We start from the raw sequence: 20,458 nt of genomic DNA, 5'->3' as shown, positions 1-20,458 counted from the left end.
CGACTTAGGCATCCGCCAGGACTTCAGCAGTTTGGCCAGCGGCTCGGCTACCTCGCCTGCTCTGGGGATCCGCTGGGCTTTGGCGGAAGGCACCACCTTGAGGGCCAGCTATGCCAGCAGCTTTCGCACTCCCTTGATCTCGGAATTGTTCTTCCGGCTGCGCGGCTTTTTTGAAGTGGATGGCAACCCCAATCTCCGCCCAGAGCGAGGGGAAAGCTTTGACATTGGCTTAGATCAAGCCTTGGGAGATTTTGGCCTGCTGCGCTTGACTGTTGCCCACAACCGCATCCGCGATGGCATCACCTTTGTCAGCCTTGGGCCGCGCCGGGGAACCTATGAAAATATTGGGCTGGTTGAATATACCGGCCTGGAGGCAGCTTTGGATGTGCGGCTAGGGGAAAACTGGACGCTTTTTGCCAACTACACCCTCAATGATCCCATCATTCGCGCCGCCCTTGACCCAGCTACAGTTGGCAAGCAGCTAGCCTTTGTGGGAGCCGATAGCCTGAACTTAGGCCTGACCTACCGTCACGAGCAAGGCTGGTACAGCTCAATTTTAGTCCATCACATTGGGAGCTTTTTTACCAACAACACCAACACGGAATCCCTACCAGGCTACACCACCGTAGCTTGGCGAGGAGGGATCCCGTTGACTGAGGACCTAAGCCTAGAGATGGGGATCGACAACCTGCTGGATGAGCAGTATGAAGTTTTCCCCGGCTATCCCGGCGTTGGTCGCACGCTGAGGGTGAACCTGCGGGGGCAATTTTAGCGACATCTCAGGCTGTTTTTAACTCCCTGGCTAGCCATTTGTAGAGTGCTTCTAGTTTGGAAGCAACTGTATGACGATCTCAACCAGAATCTCGACTCAAGCTGAGGCCAAACATTACCTTTGGGTTTGTACCACCTGTGGATCTCGCTGGGTCAACGGCCAAAAAGAAGGGACTAGCAAAGGAGAAATGCTTCTAGCCGCCTTGCAATCGCAGGCGCTCAATCCTCAATTGCAGCTTAAGCCAGTTGCCTGTATGAGCGGCTGCAGCCATGCCTGCGTGATTGCCCTGGCAGCCCCTGGAAAGATGACCTACGTGTTTGGAGATCTCGATCCCCAAGACGTGGAGCCAATCTTGCAGACAGCGGAGCTGTATTTGACAAAGCCCGATGGCGTCCTGCCCTGGGCAGAGCGCCCTCTTAAAAAGGGGGTGATTGCCCGCATTCCACCAGTCCAATAGGAGCAGCCTATGGCCGCTTTCAGTCCCTGGATTACGCCCTTAAACCAAAGTTGGCAGGAGATTTCCCCCACTGGCTGGATAACTCTCTACGAAGGGATCCCGGCTCACATCGACTGTCTTGGGCCGCTCCTCTATGAGCTCTTCCAGGAGCACTGGGCTGAGATCCAAGTGGGCTGTGTGGCGGAGGGGGGAGTGCTGGAAGCGGCCTTTACCAGTCCCCCTGCTCTCTGTGTGCTCTACGACGGCTACTTGACCGTGGCTACCGAAACTTGGCATTTGCATCTGTGTCTAGAGGAGCACCGAGGCGGCCCCTATGGCCGAACCCCCCTAGAACTGCGCCGCAAAAGATTGGTCAGCCGCGCCGCCCTCTATCGCCGCCTCAATCCGCAGCGCCAGCCTCGCCAATGGGGAATTCAATTTTGGAACGGGGCAGAGGAATCTCTGCTGCAGATCTTCTTGCCTAGTCCCTTTTTAGGGCCAGGAGAAGACTACCTGCCCGAAAGCAAAGCCAACTACCAAAAGCTCTCCCTCTATGAACGCCTGCGAGCCATTTATGTCGAGGGAAAAGAGCGGATCCCTTACGAAGATAACCCTCTCAAGCGGCCCTACTTGGCGGTTTGCCGCTCCAGCCGCTGTTATCCTTCCCGCAACTATCAACCGGTTGTGGAAGCCCTGCAATCTGCTCTGCAGGAAGCGAATTTAGATATTCGGGTCATTACTTCCGGATGTCTAGAAGTCTGTCAGGAAGGCCCTGTGGTTTTCTACTCTGGCGACCGCACTTGGTACAAGCGGGTTACACCTCCAGTAGCGCGGCAAATTGTCCAGGAGCATCTGCTAAAGAACTGCCCCCTGAAAGCTCACCTTTTTCCCGGAGATTAGCCTATGGTCAGTCTGCAATCCCTTGTGCAGTCCATCCCCAAACCTCGCCCCTGGATCCCGGTTGCCATTTGGCTACGGGCTGCCCAAGACTTGGCCTGTGGCCGATTTTGGCCCAGCCTATTTACCACCATTGGCTGCCTCAGCAACATTGCCTATACCTGTACGCTGCCTTTTGTAACCATTGGCATCATCGCGGGCACTACGTTAACTCGCCAAAGGGCAATGGTTAGCGCCTCGATGATTTGGCTAGCCAACCAAATCTTTGGCTATGTCTGGCACAACTATCCCCGCACGCCTGACTCTTTTGCCTGGGGGGTGGTCTTGGGGATCGGCACGGTGGGAGTGGTCCTGCTAGCCAGCTACCGCCCTCTCTTCTTCCAGCCCCACCCTCTCCGAGCCGGACGATGGCTGTGGAATTATCTTTGGATCCCAGCCATGCTCATCCTAGGTTTTCTTGCTTTTGAAGGGCTGGTCTTGGCGGCCGGCCTAGTTTTGGGAGGGACAGAGGGTTTGACCCTACCTATTCTCGGCAAGATCTGGCTGGATAACTGGCTGTGGACGAGCTTTTGGCTTGGGATTCATACTCTTTTGGTGTGGGACAGGGCACTTGACATTCTCCCTGCCATAAAAGGCAGGGATTCTTTCTCAGACAGCAGGATGGCTCCTACCGGCTGAGCTACACAGAGCATGAGGCTGAAACCTCAACCCTGTGGGGGATGCCATAACCCCAACTACTAGGCCAGAGCCCAGATACGTTCTGCGAAGGTTGAGTGCTCCCACCCCGTTGCGATGGAACCTAAACCCGCACCCGCACCTATGCCCACGGCCTCTCGGCTTGTTCCTCTTGTTGCAAGCAGGACAGGTTTGAGAGCTGTACCGCTCATCCAGCAGCACAACTTTCATTCCCAGTCGTTCAGCCTTGTAGGTGATGTGGTGCCGAGTTTGGCCATGCAACATCTGGTGGAGCTTTTGGTTCAACCTTGTGCCGTAATCAGCAGGCACCCTGATATTCCAAATGTCCCCAATTACAACGGTCTGGACGCCCCTTGCATACAGCGTCGAGACAAGCCTTGTAGTTTGCTTGTGCAAAATATCTCGAATCTGGTCATTTAACCTCGCCAGCTGCTTTCGCCCAGAAGCTAAAACTCTCCTGTAACGCCTTGAGCCACGCCTCTTTCTGGCAAGCAGCCTTGACAGAGTAGATTTCAGCTTGTTCTGGTAGCGGCGCTTGGAACGCAGCAGCCTGCCATTGGCGATGTAGGTGTTCTCCCCATCATGGGCAACGGCCAGGTGAATCTCACCCAGATCCACACCGGCAACACCGCTTTCTTTCCTCTCTTCTTTGGGGCGCGCATCACTCAATTTGTAGCAAGCCCTTAGCTCGTATTGCCTGCCGTCCCAGCCAATTTCTACCCAGACAGGCGTATCCCAAGCCCAAGGAATGACCAAAGGCTCGTTGCCTTTTCCGTTGGACAACCGCAACTTTCCATTTACGACTTTGATGGCTGAAGCTTTCCATTGGATTTTGTAATAGTACCGTCGGCGTCGAGGTGGGCGAGCATTGGGATCAGTTTTGCGGCGTTCTCGCCACGACTTTAGGGAGGCAAAGAAACTTTGGACAACAGCATCCGCACTGTGGGCGTGAAGTCTGTTTTCAGGATCACTGGGAAACCAACGCATGAGCGTGGCAGGCTTCAACCAAAGACCTTTCTTGCGGACGACGCGCCAAAAACTGACGAGTGTCTGGGAGTACAGCTCGCCTGCCGCCCTGCTCAAAAGTTGCAGTTGTTCCGAGACTCCCAGCTTGAGCTTGCGGACAAAGTACATGCAAAAAATTGTCTTTCTGCTATCTAGAGCATTATACAAAAAGCCGCTCCCAAGGTCGGGGCTTGAAACCCAGTTTTATTGGTCACTTAGGTTTTCCGCACTAACCCAAATGTTCCAAGCTCAACCTCAGGAAGCTGTGAGACTTCTCTCAATGCCGCCGGCGCCTCAGACCAATTGAGAGTGTTTTTCCGTGCAGCCCTATCGTTCTTAAGCTCTCGAAGGACGCCGCCCTATGGCTGTCGGAGCAGGCTGCCGACGAGGGCCGGGCGAAGAACCGCCTCTTAGTGGAGCTGGCTAGCGACAAAATCCCCTAACACCTTCAGGCTTTGGAGCACGACTGTGTAGCCAAGAAATCTGGACACCGCTGCGATGGCGAACTAGCCTAGAGGCAACTTCTCTTTCCATGCTGTTTCGTGGGGTGGGATCCATGCTTAGGCCCAGTCTTTTGCTTTCCGGATCGGCCCTGGTGGGCTTGCTGTCTTGGCTGTGTTTGAACGGCGAGTGTGGTTGGCTGGCCTCGCTGCGCAAGGGGCAGACCACGGAAGGTCTCTCTGTGCCCCTCTTGCAGGAAGCTCAGTTGCCGCGATTTGAAGACAAGCCAGGTCCTGAACCTTTGCTTCGGCGGCAGGCTCAATTGCAAGCCCGGGCACGAGAGCTTGAGCAGCGCTCCCAGGCTCATCAACTGCTCCTGCAGCTAGGGCAATTCATCGAGCAGGAGCCAGGAAATGCGAGGCTCTATCTCCAGCGGGCCCAGTACCTCTGGGAGTATTCGCAGGCGGGCGAGCTAGAGCAGCCAGCTGCCGACCATCTAGTGCTCAGGGCTCTGCGGGATCTGGACATTGCCATTGCTTTGGATCCCTATTTGCCTGAGGCTTATTTGCTCAAGGCCAGGATTCAGCGCGAGCATTTTGGAGAGCTGGAGCAGGCTTTGGCAACCTTGTCTCCCTTGGATCGCATTGCCTATCGCAACCCCCAACTCCACTTGTTGCGCTCCCGCATTTGGGCCGAGCAAGGGCATTTGGAATCGGCATTTGATGTAGCTAACCTGGCTATTGAACTAGCCAAACAAAATCAGAACATCGCCGATCTCTTCGATGCCTACCTTCATCGCGGCCTGATGTGGGCGAGCATCTGCAATTTCCAACTGGCCGTTGCCGATTTCAACCGGGCGATTGAGCTGCAGCCGCAGCGGGCTGAAGGGTACTACCACCGGGGCATGGCGCGCGCCTACCAGGGAGAAGACAAGGCTGGCGCTGCTGCGGATCTGGACAGCGCCTTGAGTCTGTGGCGGTCTGCGGGCACGGGATCCCCAAAACTGCTGCAGTATGTGGAGGCGGTGCGGCAAGACCTCTTGCAACAGCCGTAGCCCCGCTTAGCTTGCGACTAGAGAGGGTAAAAAGTTCGGCTGAGGAGGAGAACGGCTTCGCTCCATTTGAGGGAGGGGAGTTGCTGACTTTTTTGGACCTGGGGGTGCCCCTGCGGGGAGCATCCTAGAGGGTTCCTTGCCCTCTCCTGCCAGTGGCTCTGGGGAAGCCGACCTCCTGACGCAGTCAGACGGTTCTGAGAAATTGCCGCGGCTGGCCGAACGTAGTCCTCGATGAGGCGGCTTTGCTCACTCGGATAGCGCCCAAGATCCCGGCCTCAGCCTTCCCCAGGCCCAGTCTTGGCTGGGTCGAGAGAAGCTGCCGGATCTTGCCGATCTCGCTCGGATAGCGGCTCAGAGAGATCCAGAGGGTTGAAGCGGTTCATCGCCGCCCTCAATCCTTCTTGCAAGCAACACTCCACTGCCTCCACTGCTGCCCTTAGAACCCGCTCCAGCACTGCCTGCTCGGTAGGTTCAAACCTTCCCAAAACATGCCCAACCATGTCTTGGTTGCCCTTGGGCCTGCCCACGCCCAGGCGCAAGCGAGGGAAGGCTTCGCTGCCCAGGTGCTGAATGACAGACTTCATGCCGTTATGCCCGCCGGCGGAGCCAGATCCCCGCAGTCGCAGGCGACCCAGAGGCAAGTCTGCATCATCGTAGACCACCAGCACCGACCTGGGATCCAACTTGTACCAATCCAGGACTGCCCGCACTGCCTCGCCAGAGCGATTCATATAAGTCGCCGGCTTGAGCAGGCGCCGCTTGCCCCCCAGGGCAAAACCTTCTCCGTAGCTGCCTTGGAACTGCTTTTCCAGAGCTAATGGGATCCCCCAGCGCTCTGCCAACCGATCCACCACCATAAAGCCGCAGTTGTGGCGGGTGTTGGCATACTGCGGGCCAGGATTGCCTAGGCCAACGATGAGCTGGAGGGCAACCTCATCTGGCTGCTGGGTCTTGACCTGGGTCACAGCGTCTCTCGCTTCCACAGGTAAAGTAGGGTAGCAGAGTTACTTCGGATTGGCGACCCCCAGCCTCCCAACTTGGAGCAGGGGCAGGATCCCTGCCAGAGCTCTAACCCCGCTTCCCTGGGAACACTCGTAACCCACTGGAGGATCAGGTTATGTCCCATGGGCCTTTCGCCTTCGATCTCTCTCCTGGCGAAGCCGAATTTGAGGCTGCTGCTGCCTTGCGCCTGAGTCAGCGGCTGATCCAAGTGGGGATCGCCCTTTCTTCGGAAACGGATTTAAGGCGCCTGCTGGAACTGATTGTCGCCCAAGCCCGCGAGCTAACCTGCTGTGATGGCGCTAGCCTGTTCATCCGGGAGGGAGAAGAGTTGCGCTTTTTCGTGGTCAACCGCAACGAGGAGCTGCAGGATCTGCGCCTGCCCCTTGCTCCTTCCAGCATTGTGGGCTATGTGGTGCTCACGGGGGAGAGCTTGAATCTGCCGGACGTCTATCGCTTGCCAGCGGGCTTGCCCTATGCCTTCAACTCCCAAGTCGATCAGCAGACCGGCTACCGCACCCGCTCTTTGCTCACGGTGCCGATGCGGGATCCCTCAGGAAATATCCTTGGCGCCCTGCAACTCTTGAACCGTCTCAGGCCGGATCGCCCTGCCAACCTAGCGCCCAACCAGGTGGCTGACTGGAGCCAGCCGTTTTCTGAGCTGGAAGTCCGGGTGGCAGAAGCCCTGGCTTCCCAGGCGGCGGTTGCCTATCAAAATGTGCGCTTGCGGGAAGAGCTGAAAGCCGCTCACCTGGAAACGATTTTCTGTCTAGCCCAGGCTGCCGAATACCGGGATCAGGACACCTCTTTTCACCTCAAGCGGATGAGCCACTACTCCCGCATCATTGCCAAACAGTTGGGCCTCTCCAGCCATGAACAAGAGCTGATCTTCTATGCCAGCCCCCTGCACGATGTGGGCAAAATCGGGATCCCGGATGCCATCTTGCGGAAGCCAGGCCCCCTCACCCCTGAAGAGCGCCTGATTATGAACCGCCACCCCGAGATTGGCTACGAGATCCTCAGTAAATCGGACTCGGAGCTGATGAAAAAAAGCGCCATCATTGCCCTCACCCACCACGAGAAGTTTGATGGCAGCGGCTACCCGCGGGGCCTTAGGGGAGAAGAGATCCCGCTAGAAGGGCGGATTGTGGCCTTAGCCGACGTGTTCGACGCTTTAGCTAGCCGCCGCCCCTACAAAGAAGCTTGGGATCTGTCAGATATCTTTCGCTTCGTGGAAAGCCAAAGCGGTAGCCACTTCGATCCTCAAGTGGTGGCAGCTTTCAACCGTGGTCGCAGCGAAATCCTCGAGGTCTACCACCGCTACCAAGAACCTCGCTAAGTTCAGATCGCTCCAGCCCCTGGGGTCAGGACAGCTTCCTTGCCCGTCCGTAAAAACCACAAAAAAGAGTCTCCTTCCGTATAACCCCGGACAGAGCTGTAGTCAGGAAACCAGATCCCAAGTCAAACTAAAGGTAACTAGACCCTCCTTTTGCTGGGCCTTTGAAAAGCCGAGGAGAGGTAGGTCCCTGTTTTCCTCTATACATAGCACACTATTGACCACTTGTCTCTACCGAGCCTGTGCTGAGGATCCCTAGGATGACTACCCTGACGAATCCGCCCACTCCCCCCCTGTCGATCCACACCAAACTGCGCGATCTGGCGCTAGTGGATTTTCAGGTAAGTGAGTCCACCCCCTGCGAGAACGTGGTGCGCCGCCTGGAAGACGACCCCACCCTTTCAGGGGTAGTCGTGTTGGACGAGCAGTCGCAGCTGCGGGGGATGCTGACTCGGCGTGCCATTTTGGAGTGGATGCTGAGCAAACCCTATGGCCTAGAGGTGTTTTCGAAGCGGCCCATCAGCTCCCTAGCAGAGTTCCAGGGCCAGGGTTTTCTCCTTTTGCCCGGCGACTGCGATGTCATTGAGGCGGCCAGCCAGGCTTTCCGGCGGCCCCAGGAGACTATCTACGACCCGGTGGTGGTAGAAGTCGGCCCCCAAGACTATCGCCTTTTGGATGTGCCGGTGTTGTTGGTGGCTCAGTCCCAGGTATACTTGGCCACGCAGCAGAGGCTGCGGGAACAGCAGGAGGAGATGAAACGGCTCTTGGCCGAGCTGGAGCAGGAAAAAAACCGCAGCCTTCAGTATGCCCGCGATCTGGAGCGGCAGAAAGCCGAGATCCTCAGCCAGAACATTGCTTTGGAGCAAGAGCGGCGCCGGGCCCAGCAGCGCTCGGAAGAACTGGCCCGCCTCAACGCTCGCCTCATCCAGATCAGCTCGGTGCTCTCGGAGAAGAGCGAATCCACCTTTGCCGCCACCTTTGCTGGGGTAGAGGCGGTGCGCCGCCTATTTCAGGAAATTGCCGACAGCAATCAGGAGCTATCCCGCGAGCTCAAAGAAATCAACACCATCGTCGACGTGATCGTAGAGGTGGCGGGCTACATTCGTCTGCTCTCCTTTAACGCGGCTGTAGAGGCCAACCGCAGCGGTGGGGGCGGGGGTTTTGGCGCCATTGCCCAGGAGATCCGCAAGTTGGCGGGGCGCACTACCGAGGCCAGCAACCGCATCCGCGGCCTGGCAGATCGCATCCAACGCCAAAGCCAAGCCACCCTGCAATCAGCCCAGGCCAGCGCCGAGGTGGTGCAATCCCTCTACCAGCAAGCCCAGTCGGCCCAGGTGGCCCTGGAGGAGTTGCAAGCTTTGTTGGAGCAAGCTCGGATTTAGTCTGAATACGATAGATAGCTACCTCCTTCTGGAGGTCGGGAAGTTAAGATGAGATTCTGGACGGGGTCCAAAAGTATGAGACAGTGTTCGTAAGCCTATGGAACTGGCCGAGCTGAAACGCAGCCTAGAAGCGCTCACCGCGCGCCTGAGCACTGCTCAGGACTACCTTTGACCTGCCTTACCTGGAACAGCAGATCGCCATTCTGGAGCAGGAAGCCTCCCAGCCGCAATTTTGGAACGATGTGGAGGCAGCTAGGAGCCACCTAAAGCAGCTCAACAGCCTCAAGGCCTCCTGGGAGCAGGTCCACCGCTGGAAAGCCCGCCTGGAAGAGGTCGCCACTGCCCTGGAGCTCCTGCAAGAAGAAGCCGATTCGGAGCTCTTGGCCGAGACAGCGGGATCTCTAGCCGCGGTGGAGCGAGAGTTAAGCCAATGGGAGCTGCAGCAACTGCTTTCAGGGCCCTACGACAAAAACGGCGCCATCCTCACCATCACTGCTGGAGCCGGAGGAACCGATGCCCAGGACTGGGCGGCGATGCTGCTGAGGATGTACACCCGCTGGGCAGAGAACCAGGGCTACAAGGTTACCCTTTCGGACTACTCGGAAGGGGCAGAGGCGGGCATCAAGTCAGCCACGCTGTTGATTGAGGGGCCCTATGCCTACGGGTATCTTTCCGCGGAGAAGGGCAACCACCGCATGGAGCGCATCAGCCCCTTCAACGCCAACGGCAAGCGCCAGACCAGCTTTGCCGGCGTTGAGGTCATGCCCATCCTCGAGGAAGAGAACGAGTTTGAGCTGCGGATGGAGGATCTGGAGTTCGAGACCTGCCGTTCGGGAGGGGCAGGAGGCCAAAACGTCAACAAGGTGGAAACGGCGGTGCGGGTTATCCACAAGCCCACCGGCATTGCCGTGCGCTGCAGCGAGGAGCGTTCCCAACTGCAAAACAAGGAGCGGGCCATCCAGATCCTCAAGGCAAAGCTCCTCGAAATCGAGGAGGAAAAGCGCCGGCAAAAGTTGGCCGAGATCCGCGGCGAGATCGTGACCCAGGGCTTTGGGGGTCGGATTCGCACCTACACCTTCGATCCCTACAAGTTAATCAAAGACCACCGCACCAACGCCGAAACCACCAACGTCGAGGCGTTTATGAACGGCGAGCCGGAGGAGCTGATGCACTTCATCCAGGCCTACCTACGGCAGGAACACGCCAAGCAAGCCGCCGCAGTCTAGGGCTGGCTGTGGCGCTCCCACACCGCTTGCATCCAAGCGGCCCGCTCGTGGGGCGAGAGCTTGAGCAGGTCCAGGGGATCCCCCTCCTGGAAAAGCTCCCCCACCCCCCATCCCACGGCCCTGGGGCAGGCGGTTTTTGCTTGCAGGGATCCCGCCCAAGCTAGCCCATGCCAAGCGCCGATAGGGGTTTCTAGGGCTGAGGAGAACACCAGATCCAAGCCCGGGTGTTGGCTGAGGTAGTCTCTAAGGGCAAGACCCGATCCCATCAAAGAGGGTTTGACCACCAGGATCCCTTGCCAGCCCGAGCGGTGGACAGCTTGCAACTGCTCCAGGCCGACCACCGACTCATCCAGGGCAATGGGGGTTTGAAACTCACGGCTAAGTTGGATTAAATCAGCGTACTGCTCTGGCGGCAAAGGCTGCTCGAAGAACTCGATCTTGCCCGGCCACTCCCGATTGATCCGGTCGCAGAGATCCAGCCACTGCCGCGCCTCTGCTAGAGTCAAGCCGCCGTTGGCATCTAGCCGCAGCCGGGATCCCGCAGGCAACTGCTCCAGCCAGCTTTCTAGCTTCTTCCGCTCCGCTGCGAAGGGATCCATTCCCACCTTGCCCTTGTAAACTGGGTAGGAGCCGGAGGGGGTATCCTTCCCCAAAAGCCCACAAAAGGAAAGACCGGAGAGATCCCTATCTAGCCAGCCAGGATCCCGACAGGCCAGCCAGGCGCATTCCAGCCCAAAGCGGGTAGCAGGCAGCGCTGCCGGGATCTCCTTGATCTGCGCCTCCGAGAGCTCAGCCGGCAACTGCCGACAAAAGGCCAGGGCCTCCTCGAGGGTCTCACTGCCCAGCCAAGGAATGGGGGCTACCTCCCCGTAGCCCTGCTGCCCTGTCTCCAGGTCTGTCAGGCGGATTAGGATCCCTTCGCGGGTAGACCAGAGACCGTAGCGGGTGCGCAGGGGCTGCCGGAAAGGTTGCCGATAGCAGCAAACTTCAAGGCGGGCCAGCAATTTTCCGATCCCTGGGAACCCTGACCAAGAGCCATCTTACAGGCGGCAGAGCTGGGGTAGGTGCTAGTCCGATTTAGCGGCTAAAGCGAAGGTTTCTCCGGGAGGCACCCATGAAGGAGCGCACTCCAGAGAGGCGAAGGCGCTTGGAGGAGGTTTTAAGGCGGAGGCAGCCGGATCTCACGGTGCTTCTAGAGAACGTCCACAAACCCCACAATCTTTCCGCCATCCTGCGCACCTGCGATGCTGTGGGGGTGCTCAGAGTTCACGCCGTGAACCCCACGGAGGGTGTACCCACTTTCAACGAGACCAGCAGCGGCAGCCACAAGTGGGTCTACCTCAAGGTTCACCCCACCACGGAAGAGGCCTTCCAGCACCTCCGGGAAGAAGGCTTCCAAATCTATGCCACTGCCCTGAAGGAGGGGGCCCGCAGCTACCGGCAGGTGGACTACACCAAGCCCACCGCCATCGTCTTGGGAGCGGAGAAGTGGGGGGTTTCTGAGCAGGCCTTGGCCCTGGCTGACGCGCTCATCCACATCCCCATGCTGGGCATGGTGCAGAGCCTAAATGTCTCGGTGGCAGCAGCCGTGATTCTCTTTGAGGCTCAAAGACAAAGGCTCGAAGCAGGGCTTTACGACGCACCCCGCCTGGATCCCGAACTTTACCAGCAGATTTTGGAGGACTGGCTTATGAAGTAAATTTCCAAGGATCCCTCCGCAAAGCCCAGCAGGACAAGGAAGGCAAGGCTACTTTGCCCCCAGCTAGTCGCAAAGGGCGCTTGCAAAAGGGTTGCTGCCGTTTGGGTGCATAGACGGAGTTCTCCCGCAGACAGGCAACCAGCGGCAAAGGGGTGGTTTAATGTAGAGACTAGTGAGCAGCAGTTGCCCCCTATGCCGGAGACTTTCCTCTACAGCGCCTTGCGTGCCGCCCTTGACGAAGAAATGGCCCGAGATCCCAACGTGTTTGTTTTGGGAGAAGATGTAGGCCACTACGGCGGCTCCTACAAAGTGACCAAAGACCTCTACCGCAAGTACGGGGAGATGCGCCTCCTGGACACCCCCATTTGCGAAAACAGCTTCACCGGCCTTGCCATTGGGGCAGCGATAACCGGCTTGCGCCCGGTGGTGGAAGGGATGAACATGGGTTTTCTGCTGCTGGCTTTTAACCAGATTGCCAACAATGCCGGCATGCTGCGCTACATGTCCGGCGGCAACTTCAAGGTCCCGATTGTCATCCGCGGACCTGGCGGCGTGGGCCGGCAGTTGGGGGCCGAGCACTCGCAGCGGCTGGAGGCCTACTTTCAAGCAGTGCCGGGGCTGAAGATCGTTGCCTGTTCCACTCCCTACAACGCCAAAGGTCTGCTCAAGTCGGCCATCCGCGACGACAACCCCGTCCTCTTCTTCGAACATGTTCTTCTCTACAACGTGAAGGGAGAGGTGCCAGAGGAGGAGTACCTTTTGCCCTTGAATAAGGCGGAAGTTGTCCGCTCTGGATCCGACGTTACCCTCCTCACCTACTCCCGTATGCGCTACCACGTGCTCAAGGCTGTGGATACCCTGGTAGCGCAGGAGATCGATCCTGAGGTGATTGATTTGATCTCCCTCAAGCCGCTGGATATGGAGACCATTGCAGCTTCGGTGCGCAAAACGCACCGAGTGGTCATTGTGGAGGAAGATGTAAAAACTGGCGGCATTGGGGCAGAGCTGACTGCTCGCATCATGGAAGAACTCTTCGACGAGCTGGATGCGCCAGTGGTGCGCCTGGCTTCCCAAGACATTCCCACTCCTTACAACGGCACCTTGGAAGCAGCCACCATCGTGCAGCCAGAAGATATTGTGGCAGCTGTGGAGCGGCTCCTCTACGCTTAAAACGCTTGCTAAATAGCGCCAAAAATTTCTCAAGTCCTCTGGGTGGCCTTGCTAAGATTTCCGTGGCAGGGATCCGAGGATATGCAGGGCGTACTGCTGATCCTCTACATGCTGTTTGTCAGTGGCCTGATTGCCGTGGTTGGGGATCGGGTTGGGTATCGCATTGGCAAAAAGCGCCTAACCTGGTTTAACCTCCGCCCTCGCCACACAGCCATTTTGGTAGCCGTGATTACGGGGGTGAGCATCTCAGCCCTGACCCTAGGCACGCTGCTGCTTCTAAACCGCTCGCTGTCAGAAGCCCTTTTTAGCTACACCAACCAAATTGCTCGGGCTAGGCAAGAGCTGCAGGCCCTCAATCGCCAAAAAGCTTGGCTGGAGACCGAGAATGCTGCCCTCAGGGCCGAGCGGGATCGCCTGCGGCTAGATCTGGATCGATTTCGCAGCCAGCAGTCGGCAGCCCAAACCCGCCTGAGTGAAGTTCAGGATCAACTGGCCGCAGCCCTGCAGGCCCGGCAGGAGGCCGAAGCCAAGCTGGCAGCAACCCAAGAGCAGCTGGCCCAGGTGCAGCCTAAGCTGGAGCAGGCCCAAGTAGAGCTGGCGGCGGTCAAGAAGGAGGTGGAATCGGCGCAGCAAACCATCGCCACCCTAAAGTCCCAAAAGCAGACCTTGCAGTTGGATCGGGATCAACTGGAGCGCTCCCTGGAGGCGGCGCAGGCAGCCCTAAACCAACTGGAGACCCAGAAAAACCAGCTCGAGGGGGAAATTGCCCAGCTCATCCAGTTGGCAGTGCGGCTGCGGCGGGGCGAGCTTGCCATCTTGGCAGGCGAAGTCTTAGCTACAGGGGTAGTTCAGACCCCTGCCGGGGCAAAGCCAGAGACAGTCCGGCAGCAGTTTGAGCAACTGTTGGCGCAGGCAGAACAGCGGGCGCTGGCGCTGGGATCCCAGCCTATACCTCCTCTAGAAAACGCCATCCTCATCCGCCGCGAGGATGCGGATCGAGCTTTGAAAAAGCTACAAGAAGCCGGCAGCTGGGCGGTGCGCATCCTCTCTCTCACCAACCGGCTCAAGGGTGAGCCTGTGCCTGTGGTGGTTCAGATTTACCCCAACCAGCGCCTCTTCGCCAAGGGGTCGGTGCTGGCCCAAGGAGTGATCCAGCCGGGCCTCAGCGAAAGTGAAATCCAGCAGCGGCTGCTGGAGCTGCTAAACGAGGCCAACCAGCGCTCCCAAGAAAAAGGTCTCCTTGCAGATCCCATCACTGGCACTGTTGGAGAGTTCTCCCAGGTCAAGTTTTTGGAAGTGGTGCAGCAGCTGCGCCAAAGCACCACCCCTCTGGATGTGAAGCTGGTGGCTGATGCCGACATCTACACGGCAGGGCCGCTGCGGGTGAGTTTTCTCATGGCGCAAGCCTCCAGCCAATACGGCTCTGCTCCAGCTCAGCTAAGAGGGCGCAGGGAGGGGTGAGGGTCAAGGAGATGGAGCGGGTATTAGTGGGTTTTGATCCAGGGCGGGACAAGTGCGGCCTTGCGGTTGTGCAAACCCAGCCAGCCTGGCAAGTTTTGCACCGGGAGGTGGTTCCTGCCCAAGAGGCCCTGCCCAGGTTGGGGGCTCTCTGGCGGCAGTTTGGAGCAGAGCGGCTCATCCTGGGGGATCAGACGACGGCGCGGCAGTGGAAGTCTCAACTGGAGCTGCTTCTTCCGCCGCACCAGATTGTCCTGGTGGACGAACGCCACAGCTCGGAAGAAGCCCGGCGGCGCTACTGGGAGGTTTACCGGCCGCGGTGGTGGCAGCACCTACTGCCCAAAGGGCTGCGACTGCCGGAGAGGGCCTACGATGATCTGGTGGCCTTGATTCTGGTGGAGCGGTACTGGCGTGGGCAAAAGACAGCTAAGCCGACGTGAATTCCTCCTCCTAGCCGGGCTAGCGGTGGCCGGCTGTGGCGGGCCCAGGGCCCATTTGCCCCTCATCCTCGCCCTCAAGCCGGGGATCCCTCAGAGCTTAGTCAGCGAGTTTCGCCGTCGCACTCGGGCCCGCTTTCGGTTGCAGCTGGTGGATGAGCGAAGCCAGTTGTTGGCTTACCTGCGCCAAAGCCTTCAGCCACCCCAGCCCTCCTGGTGGCCTTTTAGCCAACGACTGCCGGTGCCAGCTCTCAGCCTGCTGGGGGCCGACGCTTTGGATTGGGCTCTGGCTGCCGGTTGGCTGGATCCCTTGCCGCGCAGTCTCCTGGGAGAACGCTGGCAGCAGTTGCATCCCCGTTGGCAAGCAGCAGCCCTGCGGGAGGGGCAGATCTGGGGTGTGCCCTGGCGCTGGGGGGTGACGGCCATTGCCTACCGCCGGGACCGGGTCAGCAAACCCCTCCGGGACTGGGCCGACCTGTGGCGGCCTGAGTTGGCTGGCAAGATCACGCTGCCGGATCACCCACGCGAAGTGATTGGGCTGACCCTAAAAAAGATGGGCCGCTCCTACAACGATCCCCTCGATCCGGAAGAAACCGAGTTGCGACGGGAGCTGGGATCCCTGCACCGTCAAGTTTTGGCCTATACCTCCGCTGACTACTTGCCCATGTTGCGCCTGGCCGATAGCTGGGTAGCTGTGGGCTGGTCGCAAGATCTCTACGCCACTCAGGCCAACTACCCCGAGTTGGAGGTGGTGATCCCGGCCTCGGGATCTGCTGTCTGGTGGGATGTCTGGGTGCGGCCTCGGGCTGCCCAGCCTCTCCCTGAAGAGCTGCAGGCGGAGCTGCCATCCCTGCTGGTCAACTGGATTGACTTTGTCTTAAATCCCGAGTTTGCCCCTCGCCTCGTCAATTTAAGCGGGATCCCTTCAGTGTTACCGCTGGACTTGAACCAACTTTCCCTGCGGCTGCGCCGCCGGCCCGACTTCCACCCCTCCACCTGGGAACGGGCCGAGATCTGGCGGCCCTTGAGCCTGGCCGAAGCCGAGTCCTACCTCCGCCTCTGGGATCAGATGCGGCGCGGCCTCCTGTAGCTTGACCGCTTTTACTTGACCTTTTTGCTCTTTCTACCCGACTTGGGCTTGTCCTGGACGGCCGATTCGGCTTCTCGATCTAAGCTCTCCCCAGAGGCAGAGGCTGGTTCCGACTCTGGAGCGGCAACTGTGGCGGTTTCTGTGGCTACTCCTGAAGGGGGTTCTGCCACAGCCTCAGCTGGGGCTGTAGAAGCCTCAAGGCTTGCTGCTGCCAGTACCGACCCAGCCTTTTCTTCGAAGTCTTCGCCTTTAGCCCCGACGGGAAGGGGGGGTGCCTCGGTGGGATTGCCCTCGCTATCGACCCAGTTGACCGTGGTTTGAGACTTCAACCAGGCCATCACCTTACGAGTAAGCAAATTTTCGTAAATGACCTGGCGTGTCCGCTCCCGATCCAGCTTTTGGCCCTGCTGAGCGTAGGCTTTCATCACCGCTTCCATTTCCACTTCCAATTCAGTGGGGCCGACGGCAATTTGCTCCTGCCGGACGATGGCGCTGAGAGCAAAGGCGCGGCGCAGCCGGTCGATGGCCTCAGCTCGGTGGCGCTCCCTCAATTGGTTGAGAGTCTCAGGTGGCAGTTGAGCCAGGAGCTTGCGGATTTCTCCCGGGGCAACCCTTGCTTGCTGCTGCAGCGACTGCAGGTCTTGAGCTAGCAGCTGCGTTATCTCTTGCTCAACAAGGCTCTCGGGCAGATCCACCTCGGTGGTTGCCAAAATGGCGTTGAGGATGGCCGTTTCAAGGTTTTCTTCGGATTGTCTTAGGGCATCTTGCTCAAGGCGCTTTTTCAGGTGTTCCCGCAGCTCCGCCACCGTCTGGAAGTTGCTGACTTCCTGGACAAAGGCATCGTCCAGCTCCGGCAGCTCTTTGGTTTTGATCTCCTTGAGGCAGACGGTAAAGGTAACCGTTTTCCCAGCCAGCTCTTTTCTAAAGTAATCCTCGGGCAGGGTGGCAGTGATCTCCTTAGTCTCGTCGAGCTGCATGCCCACAACGCCTGCTACAAAGCCGGGAATGAAGTTTTCCTCTTTCAGCTCCAGTTGCAAGTCTTGAGCGGCGAGCTCCTCAAGGAGACTGCCCTCGGCGTCGCGGGCTTGGAAATCCAGCACCACCACGTCCCCCAACTGGGCAGGCCGATCCTCCACAGGCAAGAGGGTAGCCCGCTGATCTCGCAGCTTTTCGATGAGGCGGTCGACTTCCTCAGGCTTGACGTCAACCCGGGTTGCCGTAACCGTCAGCCCTTTGTACTGACCAACGCGAGCCTCAGGGTACACTTCCACATACCCTGAGAAGCTGAACTCGGCTTCTGGGTTAAAGCGCTCCAGAAGCTGCTTCACCTCTTCATCCAGCTCAAACTGGCCGATGGGGGTGACTTGAGCCTCCTGGAGAACCTCCTGGATAGCCTCCTGGATTAGGTCGTCGATAGCACTGGCCATAACCCTCTCGCGGCCCACCTGGCGCACTACCAGGTTGCGAGGGGCCTTGCCCTTGCGAAACCCCGGGATCTGGATGTTCCGCTCCAGTTGGCGCAGGGTTTTTTCGTAAGAGCGCTTAACCCGGTCAGCTTCCACCACGATCTTGAAGCCAAGCCGGCTACCAGGGCGCTTTTCTTGAGTAACCTGCATAGGTGCTAGTGCAAAGGCAAACAGAGGCTCAATTGTACCGCAAAGACCAATGGAAAACCTAGGCAGGGGATCCCTCGGTGGTCACTTCCTTAACCTCTTGGAGGTCTTCCTGAGGCTCAGCTCGTTTGCTGGGGGGCAGTTGCTTAACTTTTGCCTCCAGCTCCACCACCATTTCCTTCAGCTCGCTGATGGCCACTTCCTTCTCTTGCAGTTGCCGATTTTTCTCGCGGGCTTCGAGGCTAAATTGCAGCCGCATCCAGAGGCCATAGATCCAGGCCAAGGCAGCGCCAATCCCAGCAGAAGCCAAAAGCTCAATCACTAGCGGGCTCTCGATGCTGACGCCAGGGGCAAAGGTAATCGTTACCGGGTTGGCGTTTTGCATGGCAAAGAGGGCCACACCCAGGAGGGCCGAGAAAAAGATTAGGTAGTTAAACAGACGCATGCCGTTTTCCTCAAATCAAAGGTATCCACGACGACTTGCCAGCACCAGAGTCAATGGGGCGGCGGACCTAAAAGAACCAGCCGTAGCTGTGTAAGCCTTTGCCCAAAAAGTTCACTCCCAGGTAACAAACCCAAACCACCCCAAAACCCAAGCTGGCTAGAAGCGCAGGACGCCTGCCCTGCCAGCCCTTGGTGATGCGGGCGTGTAGATAGGCAGCAAAAACCAACCAGGTAATCAAGGCCCAGGTTTCCTTGGGATCCCAGCTCCAGTAGGTACCCCAGGCCTCGTTGGCCCAGACGGCCCCGGCAATAATGCCAATGGTAAGTAGCGGAAAGCCCAGCCCGATGAAGCGGTAGCTGGCGTTGTCTAAGATCTCGGCCAGGCTCAGTTGTTGCCGAGGGATCTCCTCTGGAGTCGGCTGGGGAGGAAGTTCAGTCCTGGCACGGGCTATCAGCTCCGGCTGGACTGCAGCTTGGGACGGGCGAAATTGCAGGCCAAGGGAGTTGCCCTTGAGCTGTACCTCCTGGCCACGGGTGAGGATGAGAAAGGCCATGGCCAACAGGGAGCCCACCAAGAGGGCTGCGTAGGCCAACAGCATGACGCTGACATGCATCATCAGCCAGTTGGACTGCAGAGCTGGCACCAGCGGCTGGGCTGCCTGCATATCCTCCGGCAAGGCCAAGGCGGCAAAGGCAACAATGCCTGTCGCTAATGGGGCAGTCATCACTCCCACCCAACGGCGGCGAGTCCACTGGAGAGCCACTAGGTGCAAGGCGGTGATCCCCCAGGCCAAGAAAAACAAAGACTCGTACAAATTGCTCAAAGGGAAGTAGCCGGCCTCGATCCAGCGGGCCGTCAACAGAGCAGCTATTGTCAAGTTGGCCCCCACCATCCCCGCCAAACCCAGTTCGGCCAAAAGGGGCACTTGGGGAAAAGCTGCCCCACCCCAGTAAAAGAGCATGGCCCCCAGACAAATGGCAAAGGCCAGGGTGTTGAGGAGAGCTTGCCACTGAGTGAGATCCAAGCCCGCGAGCGCTATCGTCGCTGCCAAGCAACTCATAGATGACCCCAAAGCTTTTCCGGACAGGACCAAGCCTGCCGATCCCATTCTAGGGCGGGGAAGGGATCCTCCCCAAAGGACACATCCTGGTAATGTGAGGATGGCTTGTCTGCGGCTTGGCAAGTGTTGGAATGGGAGGCTCATGCAAGAACACGCGGGAAGTGCCAGCTTGAAGGCATGGGGATTGAGATGGTGGATGGTGCTGTTGGCAGCTTTGGTGCTGGTTGGCTGTGCGGGATCTGTGCCCAAGCAACCCCAGGAGCACCAACCACCTCAGCTCGAGCGGGTGCCAACGCCAACAGAAATTGCCAAGCTGGATGCCTACTTGCAGCGCTATCGCCCGCAGGTGCAGATCCTCAGCCCACAACCCGGCGAGATCTTGCCAGAGCGCCAGGTCACGGTTCGCTTTGCAGTACGAGGGTACCCGATTTTTAAGGATCCGCAACTGGGTCTTGGTCCCCATTTGCATGTGGTTCTGGACAACCAGCCTTACATTTCTCACTACGACGCTGATGCCCCTCTTGTTTTTGAGGATTTGGAACCGGGATCCCATACGCTGCGGGTGTTTGCCGTCAAGCCCTGGCACGAGAGCTTTAAAAACTCCGAAGCCTACGCCCAAGTCAGCTTCCATGTGCTAGCTCCCACGCCAGAATACGTGCCGCAGCCGCAGTTGCCTCTTCTCACCTACAGCTCTCCCAGCGGCAGCTACGGAGCTGAGCCAATCCTGGTCGATTTTTGGCTTGCCAATGCCCCCGTGCGGGAGAGCTTGCTGGCTGACCTACCCCGTGACTGGCGCATCCGCTACACTCTCAACGGTCAGTCTGGCCTGCTGGATCGCTGGGAGTCTTTTTACCTGAAGGGCTGGAAGCCTGGCCGCAACGTGATGGTAGTGGAGCTGGTTGACAGCAAAGGGGATCCCATCCGCAATGTGTTGAACAGCGCCGCCCGCGAGATCACCTACACCCCCGGGGGCCAAGATACCCTCTCCAAGCTGATCCGAGGAGAGCTGAAAGCGGAAGAGGCCCTGGCTATGGTACAGCCCCAGCCCACCCCGACTCCGACGCCTACCCCGACTCCAACACCCACTCCCACTCTAAGTCCAACACCGACTCCCACTTCGACTCTGACGCCCACTCTGACTCCGACACCTACTCCCACTCCCACTCCTACTCCGACACCAACCCCAAAGCTGACCCCCACAACACCACATGCACCCACACCTCAGTCTCATATAAACAAAAT

Annotated in this window: 20 protein-coding genes; 14 read left to right on the top strand and 6 right to left on the bottom strand. The window is 58.5% G+C overall.

The window, feature by feature from the left end; translation table 11 throughout:
• The 4 genes from NW807_RS07810 to NW807_RS07795 form a co-directional block, all read left to right on the top strand.
• On the top strand, positions 1-772 hold a 772-nt coding region (locus NW807_RS07810; RefSeq protein ID WP_414425756.1), incomplete at its 5' end, for a TonB-dependent receptor.
• Positions 773-842: 70 nt separating this feature from the next.
• On the top strand, positions 843-1,229 hold the full coding sequence (locus NW807_RS07805; protein ID WP_414425755.1) for a DUF1636 domain-containing protein: 387 nt from the start codon (positions 843-845) through the stop codon (positions 1,227-1,229).
• Between the two features lie 9 nt (positions 1,230-1,238).
• Positions 1,239-2,108 (top strand): (2Fe-2S) ferredoxin domain-containing protein, encoded by an 870-nt coding sequence (locus tag NW807_RS07800; RefSeq protein ID WP_414396189.1) that lies wholly within the window; start codon positions 1,239-1,241, stop codon positions 2,106-2,108.
• Between the two features lie 3 nt (positions 2,109-2,111).
• Complete coding sequence (locus NW807_RS07795) at positions 2,112-2,783, top strand: hypothetical protein (RefSeq protein WP_414425754.1); 672 nt, start codon at positions 2,112-2,114, stop codon at positions 2,781-2,783.
• Here the strand turns inward: NW807_RS07795 and NW807_RS07790 are convergent.
• Positions 2,754-3,935: an RNA-guided endonuclease InsQ/TnpB family protein gene (locus NW807_RS07790; protein ID WP_414425753.1), complete on the bottom strand. Its 1,182-nt coding sequence runs from the start codon at positions 3,933-3,935 to the stop codon at positions 2,754-2,756. The genes NW807_RS07795 and NW807_RS07790 overlap by 30 nt on opposite strands.
• A 403-nt stretch (positions 3,936-4,338) precedes the next feature.
• Here NW807_RS07790 and NW807_RS07785 point away from each other — a divergent pair, with 403 nt between their 5' ends.
• A complete protein-coding gene (locus NW807_RS07785; RefSeq protein ID WP_414425752.1) occupies positions 4,339-5,301 on the top strand; it encodes a hypothetical protein in 963 nt (320 codons plus the stop codon).
• Positions 5,302-5,576: 275 nt separating this feature from the next.
• On the opposite strand, the gene pth is transcribed toward NW807_RS07785, so the two are convergent.
• The gene (gene pth, locus NW807_RS07780; RefSeq protein ID WP_414425751.1) at positions 5,577-6,266 is read right to left on the bottom strand and encodes an aminoacyl-tRNA hydrolase; all 690 of its coding nucleotides are present in this window, start codon (positions 6,264-6,266) and stop codon (positions 5,577-5,579) included.
• Positions 6,267-6,418: 152 nt separating this feature from the next.
• Between pth and NW807_RS07775 the strand changes: the two genes are divergently transcribed.
• From NW807_RS07775 to prfB, 3 genes are all read left to right on the top strand, one after another.
• Positions 6,419-7,639 (top strand): HD domain-containing phosphohydrolase, encoded by a 1,221-nt coding sequence (locus tag NW807_RS07775; RefSeq protein WP_414425750.1) that lies wholly within the window; start codon positions 6,419-6,421, stop codon positions 7,637-7,639.
• 257 nt (positions 7,640-7,896) lie between these two features.
• Positions 7,897-9,018, top strand: coding sequence for a methyl-accepting chemotaxis protein (locus NW807_RS07770; protein WP_414425749.1), 1,122 nt, complete (start codon positions 7,897-7,899; stop codon positions 9,016-9,018).
• A 97-nt stretch (positions 9,019-9,115) separates the two neighbouring features.
• Positions 9,116-10,244 (top strand): peptide chain release factor 2 gene (prfB, locus tag NW807_RS07765; RefSeq protein WP_414425748.1). Its coding sequence is split into 2 segments (ribosomal slippage): positions 9,116-9,187 and positions 9,189-10,244, totalling 1,128 coding nucleotides; the frame shifts between segments, so codons are not numbered across the junction.
• Here the strand turns inward: prfB and NW807_RS07760 are convergent.
• Positions 10,241-11,248 (bottom strand): o-succinylbenzoate synthase, encoded by a 1,008-nt coding sequence (locus NW807_RS07760; RefSeq protein ID WP_414425747.1) that lies wholly within the window; start codon positions 11,246-11,248, stop codon positions 10,241-10,243. The two genes, prfB and NW807_RS07760, sit on opposite strands and share 4 nt — an antisense overlap.
• Before the next feature lie 110 nt (positions 11,249-11,358).
• Here NW807_RS07760 and trmH point away from each other — a divergent pair, with 110 nt between their 5' ends.
• The 5 genes from trmH (at position 11,359) to NW807_RS07735 (ending at position 16,098) form a co-directional block, all read left to right on the top strand.
• Positions 11,359-11,943: a tRNA (guanosine(18)-2'-O)-methyltransferase TrmH gene (gene trmH, locus NW807_RS07755; RefSeq protein ID WP_414404988.1), complete on the top strand. Its 585-nt coding sequence runs from the start codon at positions 11,359-11,361 to the stop codon at positions 11,941-11,943.
• A 192-nt stretch (positions 11,944-12,135) separates the two neighbouring features.
• Positions 12,136-13,113: an alpha-ketoacid dehydrogenase subunit beta gene (locus NW807_RS07750; protein WP_414396210.1), complete on the top strand. Its 978-nt coding sequence runs from the start codon at positions 12,136-12,138 to the stop codon at positions 13,111-13,113.
• A gap of 81 nt (positions 13,114-13,194) precedes the next feature.
• Positions 13,195-14,574, top strand: a complete 1,380-nt coding sequence (locus NW807_RS07745) for a DUF3084 domain-containing protein (protein WP_414425746.1) — start codon at positions 13,195-13,197, stop codon at positions 14,572-14,574.
• An 11-nt stretch (positions 14,575-14,585) separates the two neighbouring features.
• Positions 14,586-15,011, top strand: a complete 426-nt coding sequence (locus NW807_RS07740) for a resolvase (protein ID WP_414425745.1) — start codon at positions 14,586-14,588, stop codon at positions 15,009-15,011.
• Positions 14,983-16,098: an extracellular solute-binding protein gene (locus tag NW807_RS07735; RefSeq protein ID WP_414425744.1), complete on the top strand. Its 1,116-nt coding sequence runs from the start codon at positions 14,983-14,985 to the stop codon at positions 16,096-16,098. The genes NW807_RS07740 and NW807_RS07735 overlap by 29 nt, the downstream gene beginning before the upstream one ends.
• An 11-nt stretch (positions 16,099-16,109) precedes the next feature.
• Here the strand turns inward: NW807_RS07735 and tig are convergent, their stop codons facing one another.
• The 3 genes from tig to ccsB form a co-directional block, all read right to left on the bottom strand.
• Positions 16,110-17,714, bottom strand: a complete 1,605-nt coding sequence (gene tig, locus NW807_RS07730) for a trigger factor (protein WP_414425743.1) — start codon at positions 17,712-17,714, stop codon at positions 16,110-16,112.
• A gap of 58 nt (positions 17,715-17,772) precedes the next feature.
• Complete coding sequence (locus tag NW807_RS07725) at positions 17,773-18,156, bottom strand: LapA family protein (protein WP_414396221.1); 384 nt, start codon at positions 18,154-18,156, stop codon at positions 17,773-17,775.
• Between the two features lie 67 nt (positions 18,157-18,223).
• Positions 18,224-19,180, bottom strand: coding sequence for a c-type cytochrome biogenesis protein CcsB (gene ccsB / locus NW807_RS07720; protein WP_414425757.1), 957 nt, complete (start codon positions 19,178-19,180; stop codon positions 18,224-18,226).
• A gap of 178 nt (positions 19,181-19,358) precedes the next feature.
• On the opposite strand from ccsB, the gene NW807_RS07715 reads away from it, so the two are divergent.
• Positions 19,359-20,458, top strand: a 1,100-nt coding sequence (locus tag NW807_RS07715) for a hypothetical protein (RefSeq protein ID WP_414425742.1), incomplete at its 3' end; no start/stop codon positions are given.

This window comes from Synechococcus sp. R70.1 (assembly GCF_047461675.1).
Classification (GTDB): domain Bacteria; phylum Cyanobacteriota; class Cyanobacteriia; order Thermostichales; family Thermostichaceae; genus Thermostichus.
Note: the sequence above shows the minus strand (reverse complement) of the source record. Positions and strands in the feature narration are given on the sequence as shown.